The organism is Streptomyces sp. SCSIO 75703, from assembly GCF_036607905.1.
GTDB lineage: Bacteria > Actinomycetota > Actinomycetes > Streptomycetales > Streptomycetaceae > Streptomyces.
Genome location: NZ_CP144555.1, coordinates 1,080,617 through 1,097,761, shown reverse-complemented (window position 1 = coordinate 1,097,761; position 17,145 = coordinate 1,080,617). Strand labels below are relative to the sequence as shown.

The 17,145-nt window shown below is 73.9% G+C and carries 14 protein-coding genes; 4 read left to right on the top strand and 10 right to left on the bottom strand.

The genetic code is table 11. The features are described from left to right. Nucleotide 1: 1 nt before the first annotated feature. Together VM636_RS04660 and thiI are read right to left on the bottom strand one after the other, a co-directional pair. Nucleotides 2–370 (bottom strand): SgcJ/EcaC family oxidoreductase, encoded by a 369-nt coding sequence (locus VM636_RS04660; RefSeq protein WP_030423177.1) that lies wholly within the window; start codon nucleotides 368–370, stop codon nucleotides 2–4. 397 nt (nucleotides 371–767) lie between these two features. Beyond that, a complete protein-coding gene (gene thiI / locus VM636_RS04655) occupies nucleotides 768–1,946 on the bottom strand; it encodes a tRNA uracil 4-sulfurtransferase ThiI (RefSeq protein ID WP_338483475.1) in 1,179 nt (392 codons plus the stop codon). Nucleotides 1,947–2,579: 633 nt separating this feature from the next. Between thiI and VM636_RS04650 the strand changes: the two genes are divergently transcribed. Then, entirely contained in the window at nucleotides 2,580–3,515 is a 936-nt protein-coding gene (locus tag VM636_RS04650) for a LysR family transcriptional regulator (RefSeq protein WP_030421506.1), read from the top strand. 293 nt (nucleotides 3,516–3,808) lie between these two features. Here the strand turns inward: VM636_RS04650 and VM636_RS04645 are convergent, their stop codons facing one another. Then, entirely contained in the window at nucleotides 3,809–5,668 is a 1,860-nt protein-coding gene (locus VM636_RS04645) for an APC family permease (RefSeq protein ID WP_234340430.1), read from the bottom strand. A 1,069-nt stretch (nucleotides 5,669–6,737) separates the two neighbouring features. Here VM636_RS04645 and VM636_RS04640 point away from each other — a divergent pair. Next, on the top strand, nucleotides 6,738–7,553 hold the full coding sequence (locus tag VM636_RS04640; RefSeq protein ID WP_158786477.1) for a hypothetical protein: 816 nt from the start codon (nucleotides 6,738–6,740) through the stop codon (nucleotides 7,551–7,553). A gap of 47 nt (nucleotides 7,554–7,600) precedes the next feature. Here the strand turns inward: VM636_RS04640 and VM636_RS04635 are convergent, their stop codons facing one another. Both VM636_RS04635 and VM636_RS04630 read right to left on the bottom strand, forming a co-directional pair. Beyond that, the gene (locus VM636_RS04635; RefSeq protein ID WP_051821441.1) at nucleotides 7,601–7,933 is read right to left on the bottom strand and encodes a helix-turn-helix transcriptional regulator; all 333 of its coding nucleotides are present in this window, start codon (nucleotides 7,931–7,933) and stop codon (nucleotides 7,601–7,603) included. 61 nt (nucleotides 7,934–7,994) lie between these two features. Further along, complete coding sequence (locus VM636_RS04630; RefSeq protein WP_338483468.1) at nucleotides 7,995–8,237, bottom strand: hypothetical protein; 243 nt, start codon at nucleotides 8,235–8,237, stop codon at nucleotides 7,995–7,997. Nucleotides 8,238–8,295: 58 nt separating this feature from the next. Here VM636_RS04630 and cpt point away from each other — a divergent pair, with 58 nt between their 5' ends. Both cpt and VM636_RS04620 read left to right on the top strand, forming a co-directional pair. Further along, nucleotides 8,296–8,829, top strand: a complete 534-nt coding sequence (gene cpt, locus VM636_RS04625; RefSeq protein ID WP_338483466.1) for a chloramphenicol phosphotransferase CPT — start codon at nucleotides 8,296–8,298, stop codon at nucleotides 8,827–8,829. 261 nt (nucleotides 8,830–9,090) lie between these two features. Continuing rightward, complete coding sequence (locus VM636_RS04620; RefSeq protein WP_030421500.1) at nucleotides 9,091–9,594, top strand: MarR family transcriptional regulator; 504 nt, start codon at nucleotides 9,091–9,093, stop codon at nucleotides 9,592–9,594. Between the two features lie 305 nt (nucleotides 9,595–9,899). On the opposite strand, the gene VM636_RS04615 is transcribed toward VM636_RS04620, so the two are convergent. The 5 genes from VM636_RS04615 to VM636_RS04595 form a co-directional block, all read right to left on the bottom strand. Beyond that, entirely contained in the window at nucleotides 9,900–11,168 is a 1,269-nt protein-coding gene (locus VM636_RS04615; protein ID WP_030421499.1) for an FAD-dependent monooxygenase, read from the bottom strand. Nucleotides 11,169–11,352: 184 nt separating this feature from the next. After that, entirely contained in the window at nucleotides 11,353–12,279 is a 927-nt protein-coding gene (locus VM636_RS04610; protein ID WP_338483462.1) for an FAD binding domain-containing protein, read from the bottom strand. Continuing rightward, nucleotides 12,276–15,056: a molybdopterin cofactor-binding domain-containing protein gene (locus tag VM636_RS04605; RefSeq protein WP_338483460.1), complete on the bottom strand. Its 2,781-nt coding sequence runs from the start codon at nucleotides 15,054–15,056 to the stop codon at nucleotides 12,276–12,278. The genes VM636_RS04610 and VM636_RS04605 overlap by 4 nt, the downstream gene beginning before the upstream one ends. Further along, a complete protein-coding gene (locus tag VM636_RS04600) occupies nucleotides 15,053–15,877 on the bottom strand; it encodes an aspartate/glutamate racemase family protein (RefSeq protein ID WP_030421496.1) in 825 nt (274 codons plus the stop codon). Before VM636_RS04600 ends, VM636_RS04605 begins: the two co-directional genes overlap by 4 nt. A 177-nt stretch (nucleotides 15,878–16,054) precedes the next feature. Beyond that, a complete protein-coding gene (locus VM636_RS04595; protein ID WP_030421495.1) occupies nucleotides 16,055–17,101 on the bottom strand; it encodes a leucyl aminopeptidase in 1,047 nt (348 codons plus the stop codon). Nucleotides 17,102–17,145: the final 44 nt, after the last annotated feature.

The window sequence follows — 17,145 nt, the reverse complement described above, 5'->3', positions numbered from 1 at the left end:
CTCAGCCGTCGGTGGGCGGGCGGAACTCGGGCTGGTCGAGGACGCGCAGCCAGCTCCCGTCGGCCTGCCGGCGCACGACCTGCGCGCGGGCACCCGAGCCGTCCTTGGGCGGGGTCGAGGTCAGGGCGAGGTCGCCGCTGACCAGCGTGGGCAACGGCGCCTCGGGCTCGAAGCGCGGGGCGCCGGCCAGCACCTCCTCCCAGAGCCGGCGGATGGCGTCGCGGCCCCTGGTGACACTGCCGGGCGGGTAGGCCATCACCGCGTCCTCCTCGTAGAGCGCGGCGAGTCCGGCGGCGTCACCGGCGTTGGCCCGTTCGACGAACAGCCGGGTGAGGTCCTCGGGGCGCATGGCCTTCTCGTTCTCGGACACGGTGGATCGGGTCCCTTCGTCTGGTCCGGCACGGGGGTGCGGAGTGTGGTCCGGCACGGGGGTTGCCGAGGGTGGTCCGGTACGGGGTCCGGGCTCCGGAACCCTCGCCTCCATGCTGCGCGCCCAGCCCCCATCAGTCCAATCAATGGTTCTGATCGGCTCTATCACCGAAAGGTATGGAGAGCGGCCGGCTCAGGTACTTCCGCGCCGTGGTCGAGGAGGGCGGGCGGGTTCACCCGGGCCGCGGAGCGGGTGCGGACCAGCGGACCGCCCGGCCTTCGGCCCGGCCCCGGGCGAGCAGCCCGCCCCGGGCACGGACGGACGCGCGCTCAGGCCCCGGCGCCGCGACCGTCGGGGAAGCGGGTCGTCCACCGCTCCTTCCGGGCCGGGGTGGGGCTCAGGCCGGGGCGGGATCGTCCTCGCCGGGGTGCATCAGGCGGGCGCTCGCGAGGAGGGTTTCGACGACGTCGTCGAGGTCGAGGCGTCGTTCGACCGAGTGGAGTTGGGGGAGTCCGGCGCGGGTGCTGACGCGGGGTGGGGCGAGGAGGCCGCAGCAGTCCTCGTCGGGGAGGACGGAGATGCCGGCGGTGCCGATGGTGCGGGCCTCGTCGATGATCTCCTGTTTGTCCCAGGCGAGGAGGGGGCGCAGGAGGGGGAGGGTGGTGGCGTCGTCGACGGCGGTGAGGTTGGCGAGGGTCTGGCTGGCGACCTGGCCGAGGCTGTCGCCGGTGACGAGGGCGTGGGCGCCGGTGGTGGTGGCGAGGGCGGTGGCGGTGCGGATCATGAGGCGGCGCTGGGCGACGACCTGGAGGCGTCCGGCTCCGGCGACGGCGAGTTGTTTCTGTGCCTTGCCGAGGGCGATGACGTGGAGGTCGCCGGGGGGCTGGTAGCGGTTGAGTTCGCGGGCGAGGGCGTAGGCCTTGTAGACGGAGGAGGGGTTGGTGTAGGGGGCGCCGTTGAAGTGGACGAAGTCGCAGGCCAGTCCGCGGCGCATGGCGCGGTGGGCGGCGACGGGGGAGTCGTAGCCGCCGGAGAGCAGGACCAGCGCGCGTCCGCTGGAGCCGACCGGCAGCCCGCTCAGGCCCGGCAGCCGCTCACAGGAGAGGTACGTCTCCTTCCGGTCGATCTCCACCGTCAGCGTCACGTCGGGCGCCGTGAGGTCGACCGACGGCCCGGCGACCGCGCGGAGCACCCGGCCGCCGAGGTACGCCTCCATCCGCGACGAGGTCAGCGGGAACCCCTTGTCCCGCCGCTTCACCCGCACCGCGAAGCCGCGTATCGGCCGCTCGGCGTGCAGCGCGCCCAGCAGGTCGCCCGCGGCACGCGTGATGCCGTCCAGATCGCTGGGGACGCGCACGGCCGGCTCGACCGCGTTGAAGCCGACCACCCTGCGCGCCCGCTCCACCAGGACCTCCCGGGGGACCTGCCCGCCGAGCACCGTGACGTTCTGCGCGGTCTTGATCCACGTCGAGCCGCCCACCCCGCGCAGCGCGGTCCGCAGGTTGTCGTGCAGCCGCTCGGTGAACCGCCGGCGGTTGCGTCCCTTCAGGAAGACCTCACCGTGCTTGAGCAGCACGCAGGGACCGTAGGAGGGGGCGGTGCCGGCGGCGGCCCGGGGAGCCGGCAGGCGGGGGTCGTGGGACACGTGAACCTCTCGGACCCGGCGGCTGGAGAACTGACCGCAGTAGCCTAACCGCGGCGCGAACGGGCTCTCCAGCCGCCCGGATGCCGCGGCGGGCGGCGGCCCAGCCCGCGCCGCAGGTGTCGTGGACGGGGAGGCCGCGGCCGGTCTCGCGGCCCCGGAGCCCCGCCTCCACCGTGCGGCACGGCGGGGCGGGGCCGTGTACAGCGGCTCCCGGAACTCGTCGTCCGGCGACCGGGCGAGCGAGGCGGCGGCGTCCAGGCCGACCGGGTCCGAGAGCCGCGGCGGGCCCGTCGGGTGGGCGCGGCCCGGCTCCGCGCCGGTGCCGACGTCGTCCCCAAAGGTGGCGAAGCCGGACCCGGCCGTCCGCACCGCCGCCGGCGGGGAGCCGACCGGCGGAACCGGTCCCGCCCCGCCCCGGCCACCCCCGTCGGCGCGTGCCGCCGGGCCCCGCGAGCCCGGCGTGATCCACACGAGAGGCCCTAGCATGCGGGGACGCGATGCCGCCTGGCATCCGCGAGAGGCGGGGCAGCGGCACCCGCCCGCCGAGCCGCGGGGAGGCCGGGCGTGCAACTGCGCCAACTCGAATACCTGGTCGCCCTCGCCCGCGAGCGGCACTTCGCCCGCGCGGCGGCGGCCTGCCACGTCTCCCAGCCCTCGCTGTCCGCCGCCATCCGCCGCCTCGAACAGGAACTCAAGGTGCCCCTCGTCCGGCGTGGCCGGCGCTACGAGGGGCTCACCCCCGAGGGCGAGGTGGTCCTCGCCTGGGCGCACCGCATGCTCGCCGAAGGCGACGCCCTGCGCCAGGAACTGTCCGCCCTCGGCGACGGACTGGAGGGCACGCTCAGGCTCGGCGTCGTACCGACCGCGCTGCCCGCCGCCTCCCTGCTGACCACGCCCTTCTGCGAACGCCACCCGCGGGCCCGGGTGAGCGTCGAGTCGCTGTCCTCCGCCGACATCGCCCAGGGACTGGCCGACTTCGCCCTGGACGCGGCGATGACCTACCTCGACGACGCCTTCCCCCGCGCGGTGCGCCGGCTCCCGCTCTACGAGGAGCGGTACGTGCTGCTCACCCCGGTCGACGGCCCCCTCGGCGGGGCGGGCACGGCGACCTGGGCCCAGGCGGCCGGGGTGCCGCTGTGCCTGCTCAACTCCCGGATGCGCAACCGCCGCATCATCGACGGGTGCTTCGCCGCCGACGGCGCGGCGGCGGCGCCCGCGATCGAGTCGGACAGCGTGGCCGGCCTCTACGCGCACCTGCCGGGAGGGCGCTGGTCGAGCGTCATCTCGCACGCCTGGCTGCACACCTTCGGCGTCCCGGACGGCATGCGGGTGGTCCCGCTGGACGGTCCGGCACGAGGGCCGCGGGTCGGTCTGGTGACCGGCCCCGACGATCCGCCCTCCGTCCTCGCCGCGGCCCTGCTGACCGAGGCCCGCCGGGCCGGCGTCCGGGAGTCGCTGGACGTCCTGCTGCGCCGCTACCTCGGCGGCCAGGGCGGCTGATAGGCCCCGGCTATGAGCGCATAAGGACATTCGCTTTGACCCCCTGCCCCGCCATGACCCACGGTGGGTACACCACCCGATCACCCGGGCCTCCCCGCCCCCGATGGCCGGCGCCGCCGTGTCCCGGCGGCCGTCCGGCACCCCGTGACCGGGGAGGCCACCGCTCGGAGGGCGCCCGCCCCGGCGCCCTCCGGCCGGTGACCTCCCCACACCCGGCCCCCGCGCCCCGCGCCGTCCCCGCGGGGCGCGGCGCCCCGCCCCTCTCCTCCCCGCCGGCCCGCCGTGACGGCGGGTCAGGGGACGTGGAAGGGGACGCTCGTGACGACGATCCCGGGCAGCGGCCGCAGCGCGCGGCGCAGGCGGGCGGCGTCCTTGCTGTGCAGGAGCCGGTGGCGCAGCCGCCGGGTGACGATCTCCGGGACGATCACCGTGATGGTCAGGCCGGGGTTCTGGCGGTGCAGCGCCTCGATGTAGTGGATGAGCGGCGCGACGATCGCGCGGTACGGGGAGAGGACGACGTGCAGCGGCACGTGGTCGCCCCACTGGTCCCAGTGGTCCCGGAAGCGTTGGGCCTCCTCCTCGCTGGGGCTGATGTGCACGGCGAGGGTCGGCTGGCGGACCGACGCGGCGTAGGCGAGGGCGCGCAGACCGGCGAGGTCCAGGGCGGCCAGGGTGACGACGGCGAGGTGGTGGAAGGACTCGGGCGTCTCCTCCGCCTCCCCCTCGCCCCCTCGGCCGTCGGGCCGCACGGCTTCCGGCCGGGCGGACACGGGCGCCGGCGCCGGCGGCACGGGGGCGATGCCCGGAGCAGCGGCCGCCTCGACGGCCTCAGGGCGCAGCCGGAGCGCCGCGCCGACCGTCCGGTAGTGGTGGCGGATGCGGGTGGCCAGCAGGAAGAACAGGCCGATGGCCACGAGGGCGACCCACGCGCCCGCCGCGAACTTGGTGATGGCGGCCGTGATCAGGACGAGGACGGAGAGCACCGCCCCCGTGGCGTTGAAGGCGAGGCTCTTGCGCCAGTGCCGGGTGCGGACGCGACGCCAGTGCACCACCATGCCGGCCTGCGACAGGCTGAAGGCGAGGAAGACGCCCACGGCGTACAGCGGGATCAGCGCGTTGGTCTTCCCGGCGAACGCCACGAAGACCAGGGCGGCGGCCGCCGACAGCAGGGCGATGCCGTTGCTGAACGCCAGGCGGTCGCCCTGGCGGAGGAAGACGCGGGGGGCGTGGCCGTTGCGGGCGAGCAGGAACAGCACCCGGGGGAAGTCGTTGTAGGCGGTGTTCGCCGCGAGGAGGAGTACCGCCGCGGTGGCGGCCTGCACGAACACGTAGAGCGGGCCGGAGCCGAAGGTCAGGTGGGCGAGCTGGGACAGGACCGTCTCACCGGTGCGGGGGACGATGCCGCGCAGGTGGACGATGGCGACCACACCGGCGAACAGGGTGACGAGCAGTCCCGTCATCCAGGTGAGGGTGGTGCGCGCGTTGCGCCACCGGACGGGCCGGAAGGCCGGGACGGCGTTGGAGATCGCCTCGATGCCGGTCATGGCCGTGGCCCCGGAGGCGAAGGCGCGCATCACGAGCAGCACCCCGAGACCCTCGGTGGCGGGCGTGGGAGGGGTCGCGCGCGCCGCGAAGCCGTCCCCGGCGGCGTCCACCAGACTGCCGGCGATCAGCGCGAACATGGCCAGGACGAAGGCGTAGGTCGGCGCCGAGAACAGGACGCCGGCCTGCCGGACGCCGCGCAGGTTTCCGACGAACAGCAGCGCCATCACGGCCAGCCCCAGGGGGACCGCCGCCGGCGCCAGCGAGGGGATCGCCGAGGTGATCGCCGCGATGCCGGAGGCGATCGAGACCGCGACCGTGAGGACGTAGTCGATCAGCAGGCCCCCCGCCGCCGCCAGTCCGGGCAGCAGGCCCAGATTGTCCCCGGCGACGATGTACGAGCCGCCCCCGTGCGGGTAGGCGCGGATCGTCTGGCGGTACGACAGGCCCACCACCAGCATCAGGAAGGCGATGGTGACGGCGATCGGCAGGGAGTACGACAGCCCGGCCGCGCCCGCGAGCACGAGCACCGCGAGCATCGCCTCGGGCCCGTAGGCCACCGAGGACAGGGCGTCGGCCGACAGCACCGGCAGCGCCACCAGCTTGCGCATGCTCTCCCGGACGACGGCGGTGCTCTTCAGCGGCGAACCGAGCGCCACCCGGCGCGCACGCCACCCGAAGCGGCCGATCCCCGGGCGGGCCAGTTCGTCGGCGCCGTCCGCGTCCGGCGCCGCGACGTGCGCGCCGAGGAACCCGACGTGCGTCAGCCGGCTGTACCGGGTGGGGCGGACGGCCGCCGCCGACGGGAACGTCCCCGCGTCCGGGTCCACGGGCAGCGCCCGGTTCGCCGCCTCGGACCCCGGCGCGGCCCGGTACCACTGCCGGCCGACCTCGCGCAGCACCCGCAACTGCTCCTCGTCGAGACCGGGCAGGGCGTCGGTGGGGCTGGGCGCGGCGGACCCCGGGTCGTTCTCCTCGCCACGGTCCTCGGAACGAGCGTGCTTCACACCGCCCAGTCTGGCCACCCCGGCCCCCCTTCCCCTCCCCCCGACCCGCCCACCACGCCATCCGGGTGAACGGCCGACGGGACGGCCCGGTCGCCGGGTGGTCTTCCGGCGAGCCGGTCACGGGAGCGTGCGGGCGCAGGCGGAGCCGGCGCTGCCCCGTCCGTGACCCGCGGCCACCCGCGGCGGCGCCGTGGACCGGCTCGTGCCGGGCTCCGGCCCAGGGGTCGAGGAGGGCACGGTGACCCGGGACGGTGCCCACGTGCCGCCCGTCCTCGTGCGACGTCCCCGCGGAGGGCGGGGCCGCGTACCGGGATTTCGCCGGCCGCCACCGCGCCTTCCACCCGTTCTCCCACTGCGGCCCCTCCGGTCGGCCGACACGGGCTGACGCGGGGTGACACCGGCCGCCACCGGGCCGACGGCAGCCGCCACCGGGCCGACGGCAGCCGGGACCGGCGGCGACGACAGCAAGTGACCGGTCGACACCGGCTGGCCGGAAGTGTCGTCACTGCGCCGCGATGAGTGACATCATCGGCTTCACTCGCGGCCGCCACCGGTGACAGGTGCGCGGCGAGAGGGCTGTGCGTCGGTGTGACACGCCGAGGGGGAAGTCTGCCGGATCGGTGCGTGCCGGCGACGGTCCTGCCCGTTCGTGGACGTCATGGGAGCCCCGCCAGTGAGTTGGTATGAGCACGCCTGGTTGGTCGACTACGCGTTACCGGCCCTCGTGAGCGCCGGGATCGCGTGGGTGGGGCTGACCCGGGAGTTCTCCGGCAAGGGGCGGCTGTTGGGCAGTTGGGCGTCGGCCGGCCTGGTGTGCGTCGTCCTGGCGCTGATGGGGGCGGTGGCCGTGGGCACCGTGGCGCTGTTGCCGCACGCGGCGTCCGTCCCGCCGCTCCTCGCGGGCGCGGCGACCGGCGCGACCGCGTTGCCGCGCCGCAGGCAGGACGAGACGGTCCAGCCGTACGTCAAGTTCATGACCCTGGGCATCGCCCTCGCCCGGGAACGGTTGCAGCAGCGGGTCCACCTGGACGCCTGCACCTGGGCGGACCGCTTCCTCGCCGCCGTCGAGTCGTCCACCCAACTGCGCGTCTTCGTCTACGACCTCAAGCTCTACCTGCTGGAGCGTCACCCGCTCGGCGGCGACACGAAGACGATCAACGCGATCTACGCGGAGGTCGAGGAGGCCATCGACGCGGCGCTGGACGTGCAGACCCGCGTCGACGAGGCGTGCCGCCGGACCGACGCCGGGCCTCGGCAGCCGACCCCCGCCGAGGTCATCGCCCGCCGCCAGGCGTTCGGCACCGCCCTCGCCCACTGCTCACACCTGCTGCGCTTCGCCTACACCCGTGGCCGCAGGAGCGAGCACGGGGAACTGGAGGCGCTGCGCGCGAAGGCGGTGTCGGAGGACGTGTTCCGTTGCCGCGCGCTGCCGGAGCAGTCCACCTGGCTCGACCGTTGGCGGAGCCGGAAGGACACGACGCACCGTTGAAACCCGTGCGGGTGGGCGTCTTTCGGTCAAAGAGGAGGGCGCCGGACTCACCGACGGGACGTGAGCGAACCGTCCCTGACCGGAGTGGAGTCCGTGCCGTCCAGGGTGCCGGCCCCGCCGGGCGCGGGCCGCGGACGGAAGGTGATCTGCACCTCGGCGTCGAGCGCCTCCGCCGCGGCGGCGAGCGTGCGCACCGTCAGGTTGGCTTCGCCCGACAGGATCTGGCTCACCCGGCCCGGACTGACGCCCATCGCCTTCGCGAGATCCGAACGGCTCTTGCCCAGCCCGGCCAGCAAACCGGCCAGAGAGGCCGTGGCCTGTCGCGTCACCTGGCCGGCCGCCACCTCGGTCCGGTCCTCGTATCGAGCGAAGAAGCCCATGGATCAACCCCCAACTCACGCGGCGACGACTTCTGCCGACGCTGTCCTCAGCATGCCACCTTTAGCTGTAGCTAAAAACACGGTGAGGGCAGAAACCACCGGCGACACCCTCGCCGGGGCCTGCGGCGTCGCTGCTGACCTGCGATGTCATCGCGATCGAAACTGACGCGAAGTCACCCCGTCGGCGGAGGTGCCGGCCGTCCAGGCCGATCACCAGGTCCCGTACGGCGTGCGGGGCGGGAGCGTCGCCGTTCGCCCGCCGGGCGGCGACGCGTTCGGCGGGCTCCCCCTCGATGCCGTCCACCGCGGCTCGCGCGGAAATCCGTTTCCCGGGGGTGCGGGGGCTGCCCTACGGTGGCGCGGTGAAGACTGACGTGATCGTGCTCAACGGCGGGTCCAGCTCCGGGAAGTCCGGGATCGTCCGGTGTCTGCAGGCGGTGCTGCCGGATCCGTGGCTGGCGCTCGGGACCGACACGCTGATCGACGTGATGCCCGCGTCCCTGCAGGAGTCGGAGGGCGGGATCGCGTTCGCCCCCGACGGAGGGGTGAGCGTCGGGCCGGAGTTCCGGGCGCTGGAGGCGGCCTGGACCGCGGGGGTCGCCGCGATGGCCCGTGCGGGTGCCCGGGTCGTCCTCGACGAGGTCTTCCTCGGCGGGGCGGACTCGCAGCAGCGGTGGCGGAAGGCCCTGGGCGACCTGCGGGTGCTGTGGGTCGGCGTCCGGTGCGACGGCGCGGTGGCCGCGGGCCGCGAGGTCGCACGCGGCGACCGGATCGTCGGGATGGCCGCCTCCCAGGCCGAAGCGGTCCACCGGGGCGTGGTCTACGACCTGGAGGTGGACACCACACGGGCGGAGTCGATGGAGTGCGCGCGGGCCATCGCCGCCCGGGTCGGATGACGGCCGGTCCCGCCGTCTGCCACGGGGCGTGACGAAACCCGCCCCGGCCGTCATCCGCGGGGCCGTGACGAAACCCGCCCGCCCCCGCGGATCTCACGCGCGTGGCGCGCTCACGCGCACCGCGCGCTCGCGCGGCCGGGCGGGAGGGAGGAGGCATGTGCCATGACTCCGGGATATGTCGGGCCGGGCGGCTCGGATTCGGGGGCGTCGTCCTTCGGACCCGGGGACCTGTGCCCGGCTATCCGTGATGGAATGAGAATCATGACTGAGGGGAAGGGTAGGAACGGCCGGGCGGGCGGGAAGGCGGCAGGGGGCTCCGAGCTGCCGGCGCCGCCGGATCTGCTCAACGCACCCGGCTATGTGGCCCGGCGCCTGAATGCCGCGTACGTGGCGGCATGGCAGCGCCATGTCGACCCGGTGCTGACCGGCGCCCAGTTCGCGGTATTGACGGCTGTCGACGCCTACCCCGGTGTGGAGCAGGGTTTCCTCGCGCGAGCGGTCGCGCTGGACAGGTCGACCATGGGCAGCCTGGTCGGGCGGCTCGAGGCGCGCGGGCTCATCACGCGGTCGACTCCCGCCGAGGACGGCCGCAAACGTCTGCTGCATCTCACGGACGACGGCGCGACGACGCTGCGGGACGCGTACGCGCGGGCGAGAGCGCTTGACCGGCTCTTGATGAAGGGCTGTACGGAAGCGGAGCAAGAGGCGCTTCTGCGGCAGCTCAACGCGTTGTCCGAGTACTGGGAAAGCCTGGTCGAGGACTGAACGCCGGGCGGCTCGGAGTGCGCCGGGCGGGGCGCCGGTTGACCACAGCAGTGATCAACCGGACCGGTTGGGCTGATCGCCGGTCGTCACCCGGCCGCACCACGCCGGTGTCCGGAGACGGCACCGCGGCATCGCCGTGATGCCCTCGGAAGGCTCGGGCGAGGGCGGGCGAGGAGGCGTCACCGCCGAAACCCGAAACCCGAAACCCGAAGCCACAGCCGCTCGCGAGGGCGGGGCTGTGGCTTCGTGGCCGGCGACGGCGACGGCGACGGCGACGGCGCGGCGCCTGGACGCGGCGAGGTGACTCAGCGGGCGAACGGGTAGGCGTGTGACTCGACGTCGTGGTCGTTGAGCGGGGTGCCGTTCCACAGCCAGTCGTACGAGACGTCGGACTCGCCGTTGAAGTCGCGCAGGAGCTGATCGCGCCGAAGCTGCTCGGGGCCGTCGGGCAGATGGTAGAAGCGCATGTTCTCCAGGGAGGCGTCCTGCACCATCCCGGCGTGTGTGGCGCGGCGTGAGACGTAGCGCACGAGGGCGGCGTCGATTCCCTCGCGGGTGACCGCGCCCAGTTCCTCGGCGAGCACGGCCGCGTCCTCCATGGCCTGCGAGGCGCCCTGGGCCTGGTAGGGCAGCATCGCATGGCAGGCGTCACCGAGGAGCGCGATGCGCCCGTCGACCCACACCGGGTCCCGGCGGCGGTGGAACAGCGCCCACTTCGTGGCGTCGCCCTCGGCCTTGGACAGCATCGCCGCCACCCGGTCGTCCCAGCCGGGGAAGGCGGCCACGAGTTCGTCCGCGGTCGCGGGGAGAGTCCAGGCGCCGCTGGTGTCCAAGGTGTTGGGCACCACGGCGACCACGTTGAGGAACTCGCCGCCGCGGATGCAGTAGTGCACCAGATGGCGGTCCGGCCCGTACCAGATCGTGGAGTGGTAGCGGTCGAGCAGGAACCGGGTCGCCGGGTCGGCCGCGATCTTGTCCCCGGGTATCAGCGCGCGGAAGCACATCTCCCCGGAGAACTCGAGGGTGTCGTCGAAACCCGCGGCGTCCCGCACGGCCGAGCGGATGCCGTCCGCGCCGACCAGGACGTCCCCGGCGAAACGGCGCCCGTCGGCGGTGACCGCGACGGGGCGGGTGGCGTCGGTCCGGTCGATGCCGGCGACCTGCGCCCCCGTGTGGATCTCGGTGACCGGCCCGGGACCGCCGGGGTCGACGCAGGCGTCGAGCAGGATCCTGTGCAGATCCGCCCGGTGGTAGTGCCAGTAGGGGGCGCCGTATTCGCGCTTGACCCGCTCACCCAGGGGCAGCGAGGCGATGATGCTGCCGTCCTGCCAGCGTCGCCGGACCTGGTCCTGGGGTTCGGTCTTGATCGCCGCCATGCGGTGGCGCAGGCCGAGCCCGAACAGGATGCGGCTGGCGTTGGGCGCCGTCTGGATGCCGGCGCCGACCTCACCGAGCTGTGGCGCCTGCTCCAGCACGACTGTGCGCAGGCCGCGCCGGCGCAGGGCGAGGGCGGTGGTCAGACCTCCGAGTCCGCCTCCGACAACGGTGACCGTGAATGACTGACTGGCTGCCATGGGTTCTCTCCTGAGGCGATGTTCATGGTGGGGCGATAGGGAGGCGGGGCACGCGGGAAGACGGTGTCCCGGTGGCGCGCCCGGACACCCTCAAGATAGTCCGAACACTGACTATCGGGGAAGGGGGTGGCCGGGGAAGACTGTGATCAGCGAAGGCGTCCGCGAAGCCGCGGGGGCGCGTGGTTCACCCGACCGCGGCGGTCAGGAGGTGGCACACGGCCACGGCGGCTTGCGTACGGCGGTACTCCGCGTCCGCCCGGTGATCGGACAGCGGGGTCAGCCCGGTCAGGTCGCCCTCTCCGATCTCCAAGGAACGGCTCAGACCGTTCCGGTCGGCCCCGGTGAGACGCTTCTCGAGTGCGGTGAGCCGGACCGGCAGGGGAGCGGCTCCGCCGATCGCCACGGCGATCCGTTCGACCCTCGCGTCCGGCGTCCAGTCGACGCGGAGCGCGGCGTTGACGACGGCCACCGTCGACCCCGTCGTACGGCCGAGCTTGAGGAAGCCCGACCGGGTCGCGGACGAGGGGCGCCGCACGATCACGGCGGTGAGCAGTTCCCCGGGGCCGAGCCGGGTGGTGTGTTTCGTGACGAGGAACTCGCTCAGCGGAAGCCGTCGGACACCCGCGCGCGAACGGAGTTCCACGTCGGCCTCCAGCGTCAGCAGAGGCGGAATGCCGTCGGAGACCGGTGACGCGGTGCAGAGGTTTCCGCCCAGGGTGCCGCGGGTCCGGACAGGGACGCTCCCGACCCGCCCGGCGGCCTCTCGCAGGCCCCACAGTTCGGGAGGCAGTTCGGCGCGCTCCAGCGCTCCCCACGTCGTGCTCGCGCCGATACGGACCGTGTGCGCGCTGATCACGACTCCCCGGAGGCCCGCCACCCGCGTGACATCGACCACGCTCCTGCCGGTCAGAGGCGCGTCGCCCCGCGCCAGCAGGTCGGTGGCCCCCGCCAGGACGAGCCCGCGTCCGTCGGCGAGCACGGCGCACGCCTCCTCGACCGAGGCGGGCAGGACGTACGACGGCGTGTCGCCGGGGCGGCCACCGCCCCGGCCGGGGGGCTCCTGTGGACCTCGCGCGGCCGGGTGTCCGGCGCCGGGATTCCCGTGCGTCATGACCGGCCTCCCCCCGAAGCGGCGACCGCGTGATCCGCCAGCGCCGCGAGCACCCGCCGGGGACTGGCCGGCGTGCTGCGGACGCGGCCCCCGATCGCGTGACTCAGCGCGTTGAGGACCGCGGCCGGGGTGGGGACCAGGGCCGGTTCGCCGATGCCCTTCGCGCCGAAGGGACCCAGGTCCGACGGCGACTCGATGAAGAGCGACTCGACCGACGGCATCTGGGTCGCGCGGGGAATCTCGTAGTCGTAGAGGTTGTCGGTCTGTCCCGGCACGTAGTCCTCGACCAGTGCCATGCCGATGCCCTGGGCGATGCCCCCCTCCAACTGCCCCTCCAGCAGGGTGGGGTTGACGGCGCGCCCCACGTCGTGGGCCGCGGTGACCCGGCGGACCTCCACCTGTCCGGTCTCGGTGTCGACCTGGACCTCGGCGAGGTGGGCGCCGAACGCGTAGACCGCATAGGGCGAGCCCTGCCCGTCGCCGTCGAGGGTCGTGGTGGGCGGGTCGAAGGTCTCCTCCGCCCTGAACACGTAGCCGAACTCGTCTCGCGGGAGCGACCGCAGGTCGACATCGACGCAGCGGAAGTCGTCGCGCAGGCGCAGTGTGCCCTCGCCCGGTTCCAGGAGGGCGGTTGCCGCGATGTCGCGGCCCTTGAGTATCTGTTCGCGCAGCGCCCGGCCGGCGTCCTTGGCGGCCCGTCCCGTGACGAACGTCTGGCGGGACGCCGAGGTGCGCCCGCAGTCGGGGGTGCGGGAGGTGTCCGGGCCGATGATCTCCAGGGAGGTGACCGGCACGCCCAGCGCGTCCGCGGCGATCTGGGGGATCACGGTGTTGGCGCCCTGGCCGGCGTCCACGGCGCCCTGGTGCAGCACCGGGGTCCCGTCGGGCCGGATCCCGAACCGGATGGTGGACGGGTTCGACAGGGCGGTGTTGCCGCAGCCGTAGAGGAACGCGGCGATCCCGGCGCCCCGCCGGAACCTGCCACCGTGCCGGTTGAACGACACGCACGCGGCCCGCGCCCGCGACCACCGGGGCCGCAGGGCCTGGAGGCATTCGACGATGCCGACGCTGTCGCGCAGGACCTGTCCGGTGACCGTGGTGTCGCCGGGCCTCAGCGCGTTGCGGATCCGGAACTCCAGGGGGTCCACGCCGCACGCGTCGGCCAACTCGTCGATCAACTGCTCCTGGCCGACCAGCGTCTGCGGGACGCCGAAGCCGCGGAACGCTCCCGCCGGTGTGATGTTGGTGTGCACGGCCCGGGTGCGGGCCCGGTAGGCGGGCACCACGTAGGGGCCGGCGGCGCTGATCGGGACGCGGGTCGCGACCGCGCTGCCCCAGGAGGCGTAGGCCCCGGTGTTGTAGTCCCCGTCGAACTCGATCCCGGTGATCCGGCCGTCGGCCGTGGCCCCCATCCGGGCACGCAGCACGGCAGGGTGACGTTTGGTCGACGTCGCCATCGACTCCGCGCGCGTGTAGACCATGGCCACCGGACGTCCCGTCGCCAGCGCCGCGAGCGCGACGAACGGCTGGGTGGTCAGATCGAGTTTGCCGCCGAAGCCGCCCCCGACCGCGGTGGGCACCACACGCACCTGCTCGGGGTCGAGGGCGAGGATGCGCGCGAGATCCGCGCGGTGTGCGTGCGGTGCCTGGGTGCAGGAGTACACCGCGACGCCCGTGCCCTCCGCCACGGCCCAGCCGGCCTCGGGTTCGAGGTAGGCGTGCTCGACGAACTGTGTGGTGAAGCGGCCTTCGACCAGCACGTGCGACGCGTCGAGGGCCGCCGTCGCGTCCCCGGTCCGGCAGCCGCCCTCGATCAGGACGTTGTCCGGCCGGTGGGAGTGGATCGGCGGCGCCCCGGCGCGCAGTCCGTCGGCGACGGTGCGGATCGGTTCGAGGGGGGTCCAGACCACCGGGAAGCGGTCGAGGTCGAGTGCCTCGACGACGGCGCGTTCCCCGACCACCAGGGCGACCGCCTCGCCCCGGAACCGGGTGTGCTCCTCGGCGAGGACCGGCTGGTCGGCGAAGGCCGGGGCGACGCCGTGCAGGTTCCGCCCGGGAACATCGGCGGCCGTGAGCACGAGCGCGAGGCCGGGATGCGCGGCGCGATAGGCCGCCAGGTCGCCGAGTGCGAACCGTGCGCGGTCGTGAGGGGACCGGACCGCCCGTGCCAGCAGGGCGTCCCGGGGGATCCCGTCGGCCGCGAAGAGGTCGGTCCCGGCCGTCTTCGCGGCGCCGTCGAGCCGGCGCAACGGGGACCCCACCGCGCTCCCCGCCTTCGCCGTGCGGGGGGCGGAGGGCGGTGGGGCACCCGACGCGACGGCGGTCACCGCGTCGACGATCTTGTGGTATCCGGTGCACCGGCACAGGACGCCGTCGAGCGCCGTACGGACCCGCTCCGCGGTCACCTCGGCGCCGTCCTCGAGCAGCGCCGCGGCCGTCACGAGCATCCCCGGCAGACAGAACCCGCACTGGACCGCCTGGTGAGCCAGCAGCGACTCCTGCAGCGCCGCCCCGGTGCGGGTGCAGCCACCCAGGCCCTCCACCGTGACGACCTCGCGCCCGACGACCTGGCCGACGGGTACCAGGCAGCTGTAGGCCGGCTGCCCGTCGATCATCACCGTGCAGGCCCCGCAGTCCCCGGTCCCGCAGCCGACCTTCGTCCCGGTCAGCCCGAGCCCGCGGCGCAGGTGGTCCGACAGGCGTGCGGCCGGGTCGTCGGGACCGGGATGGGCCACGGCGTTCACCCGCAGCACTCGCGGCGCCCTCTCCCCGGTCACGGTGCCTCCGTCTCCCGGCCCGGCGCACCGTGGGCGTGCGCCGTCCGGGACGAGGCCGGCGCGGTGTCGTTCAGCAGGCTTCCCGCGCCGGGCACCCGGGGCGGCAGGCCGAGTTCGGTGAGGATCCTGTGGGCCGTGGCCGTGGCCGCGGACAGCACCGGGATTCCGGCCTCGTCCTCGACCGCCTGGATCGAGGGCAGCGAGGGCATCTGCACACAGGCCGAGAGCACCAGGGCGTCGGCACGGGCGAGGTCGAGCTTCTGGTAGTGCGTGCGGAGGTCGGCGGGGTCGAGCCGGGCCACGGCGAGGTTGTCCGGAACCTCCAGGGACAGGGAGTCGACCACCTCGATGCCCCCGTCCTCCAGGTACTCCACGACAGCCTGGGTGAGGGGCTTCATGTACGGCGTGATGATCGCCACGCGTCGGGCGCCGAGGGCGGCGATGCCGGACAGCAGTGCTCCCGCGCTGGAGACGACCGGCGCCGTGCTCCCCTCGGCCCGCAGCGCCGAGGCGATCGACTCCTCCGCGGTGCAGTGGTATCCGGGGCCCTGCGCCATGATCGCCACGAGGCAGGCGGTGGCGACGACGTCCGGGCGCGCGTCGGCCAGCTCGACCGCGGCCCGCTCGGCCTGGGCGTTCATCGCGCGCAGTTGCTCGGGGGTGACGTGCTGCATCCGGGCCCGCGCCGAGTGGAAGACGAATCGGTTGGCCGGATCGTCCTCCTCCCGGGCGCGCAGCATCCTGGGCAGTTCGGTCTCCATCGTCAGGTTGGAGCTCGGGACGATCAGGCCCACGTGGTGGTCACGGTACTGGTCGGTCATCAGGGACACCATTTTCCTTGTGCTGGGTCGGCGGAGGGAACCGGGGGCCGGTGGGGCGCACCCGGGGGGAAACCAGGCGGAGGGGTCCGGGTCCTTGCCGCTCACCCCGCTGCCCGCGGCGCGTCACTTCCCCGTCGGCGGGACGACGCGTCCGGGCAAGGCCCCCGGAGCGTGCCGTCAGGGCTTGGCCGCGGGGCGCATCTCGGGGACGGTCAACTCGCCGGCGTCGACGATCAGCTCGTCGTCGAGGTGGAGGGAGCAGCCGCGCATCGGGATGTCGAAGTGGCAGGCGGTGTCGTTGGGGCCGCCGAGTTCGTTGTTCGGGCCGATGGAGAACATCACGTTGCCGTAGAAGCTGCGCAGTTCCATGCCCATCCCTCCGCCGAACTGGGTCAGGCCGTGCCAGTGGGCGCGTTCGTCCAGCCCCCAGCCGACGTGCGACATGCCGTAGCCGCGGGGGTCGTCGAAGGACTTGATGTACGAGGAGAGCAGGTCGGCGTCCAGGCCGGAGTGCCCGTCCAGCCCCCGGATGTCCCTGATGAAGCCCTGTTCGATGGTGAGCTTCACCGGAGTCTGCACATAGGTGTTGAACGGCAGCAGCACATCGCCGGGGGCGAGCACGATCGTCCCGTCGACACCGTCGTCGGCGCCACCGGTGAACACGAACGCCGCCGGCCAGTGGTCCCAGCGGCCGGGCTCGTCGGTGTAGCCGTACTCGCTCACCGTGGGATAGACGCCGAGGCGGTAGGTGACGTCGGTGCCGTGCGGGCTGGTGATGCGCATCGTCTGCGCCTTGGCCAGCAGCTCGGCACCGACCTCGACGCGCTCCCTCAGCTCGCGCGTGGGCATCAGGCGGGCGAGCAGGGGCGCGGGCTCGACGGCCGTGAGGATGCGGGTGCCCGCGGCCTGGATCTCGAACTGCTCCTCGCTGAAGAGCAGGAAGGCGCAGTCGACGAGCATGTCGACGCCCTTGAGCGCCTCCACCGCGCGCGGGTTGCCGGCCAGACCGGAATCACCGACCGCCCAGGCCCCGGAGACGGACGACGGCGCGGGCATCCGCAGGTGGAACCCCTGCGCGCCAAGTTTCCGCACCGCCCACAGGAACGCGTCGGCGTACTCCAGCCGCTCCGCGCCCCGGGTCAGCACCGCCACGGTCTCGCCCTCGTGGACACCGGACAGCGTGAGCTGTTGCAGGCATATCTCGTTGAACAGGTTCTGATCCATGACGCGGGATACCTCCGTCACTCCCAGGGGGATAGTCCGAACGC

Coding starts and splice junctions, on each gene's coding strand:
- VM636_RS04615 (WP_030421499.1), bottom strand. CDS start 11,168: ATGGCAGCCAGTCAGTCATTCACGGTCACCGTTGTCGGAGGCGGACTC.
- VM636_RS04595 (WP_030421495.1), bottom strand. CDS start 17,101: ATGGATCAGAACCTGTTCAACGAGATATGCCTGCAACAGCTCACGCTG.
- VM636_RS04635 (WP_051821441.1), bottom strand. CDS start 7,933: ATGGGCTTCTTCGCTCGATACGAGGACCGGACCGAGGTGGCGGCCGGC.
- VM636_RS04645 (WP_234340430.1), bottom strand. CDS start 5,668: ATGCGCAAGCTGGTGGCGCTGCCGGTGCTGTCGGCCGACGCCCTGTCC.
- VM636_RS04610 (WP_338483462.1), bottom strand. CDS start 12,279: ATGACGCACGGGAATCCCGGCGCCGGACACCCGGCCGCGCGAGGTCCA.
- VM636_RS04600 (WP_030421496.1), bottom strand. CDS start 15,877: ATGACCGACCAGTACCGTGACCACCACGTGGGCCTGATCGTCCCGAGC.
- VM636_RS04620 (WP_030421500.1), top strand. CDS start 9,091: ATGACTGAGGGGAAGGGTAGGAACGGCCGGGCGGGCGGGAAGGCGGCA.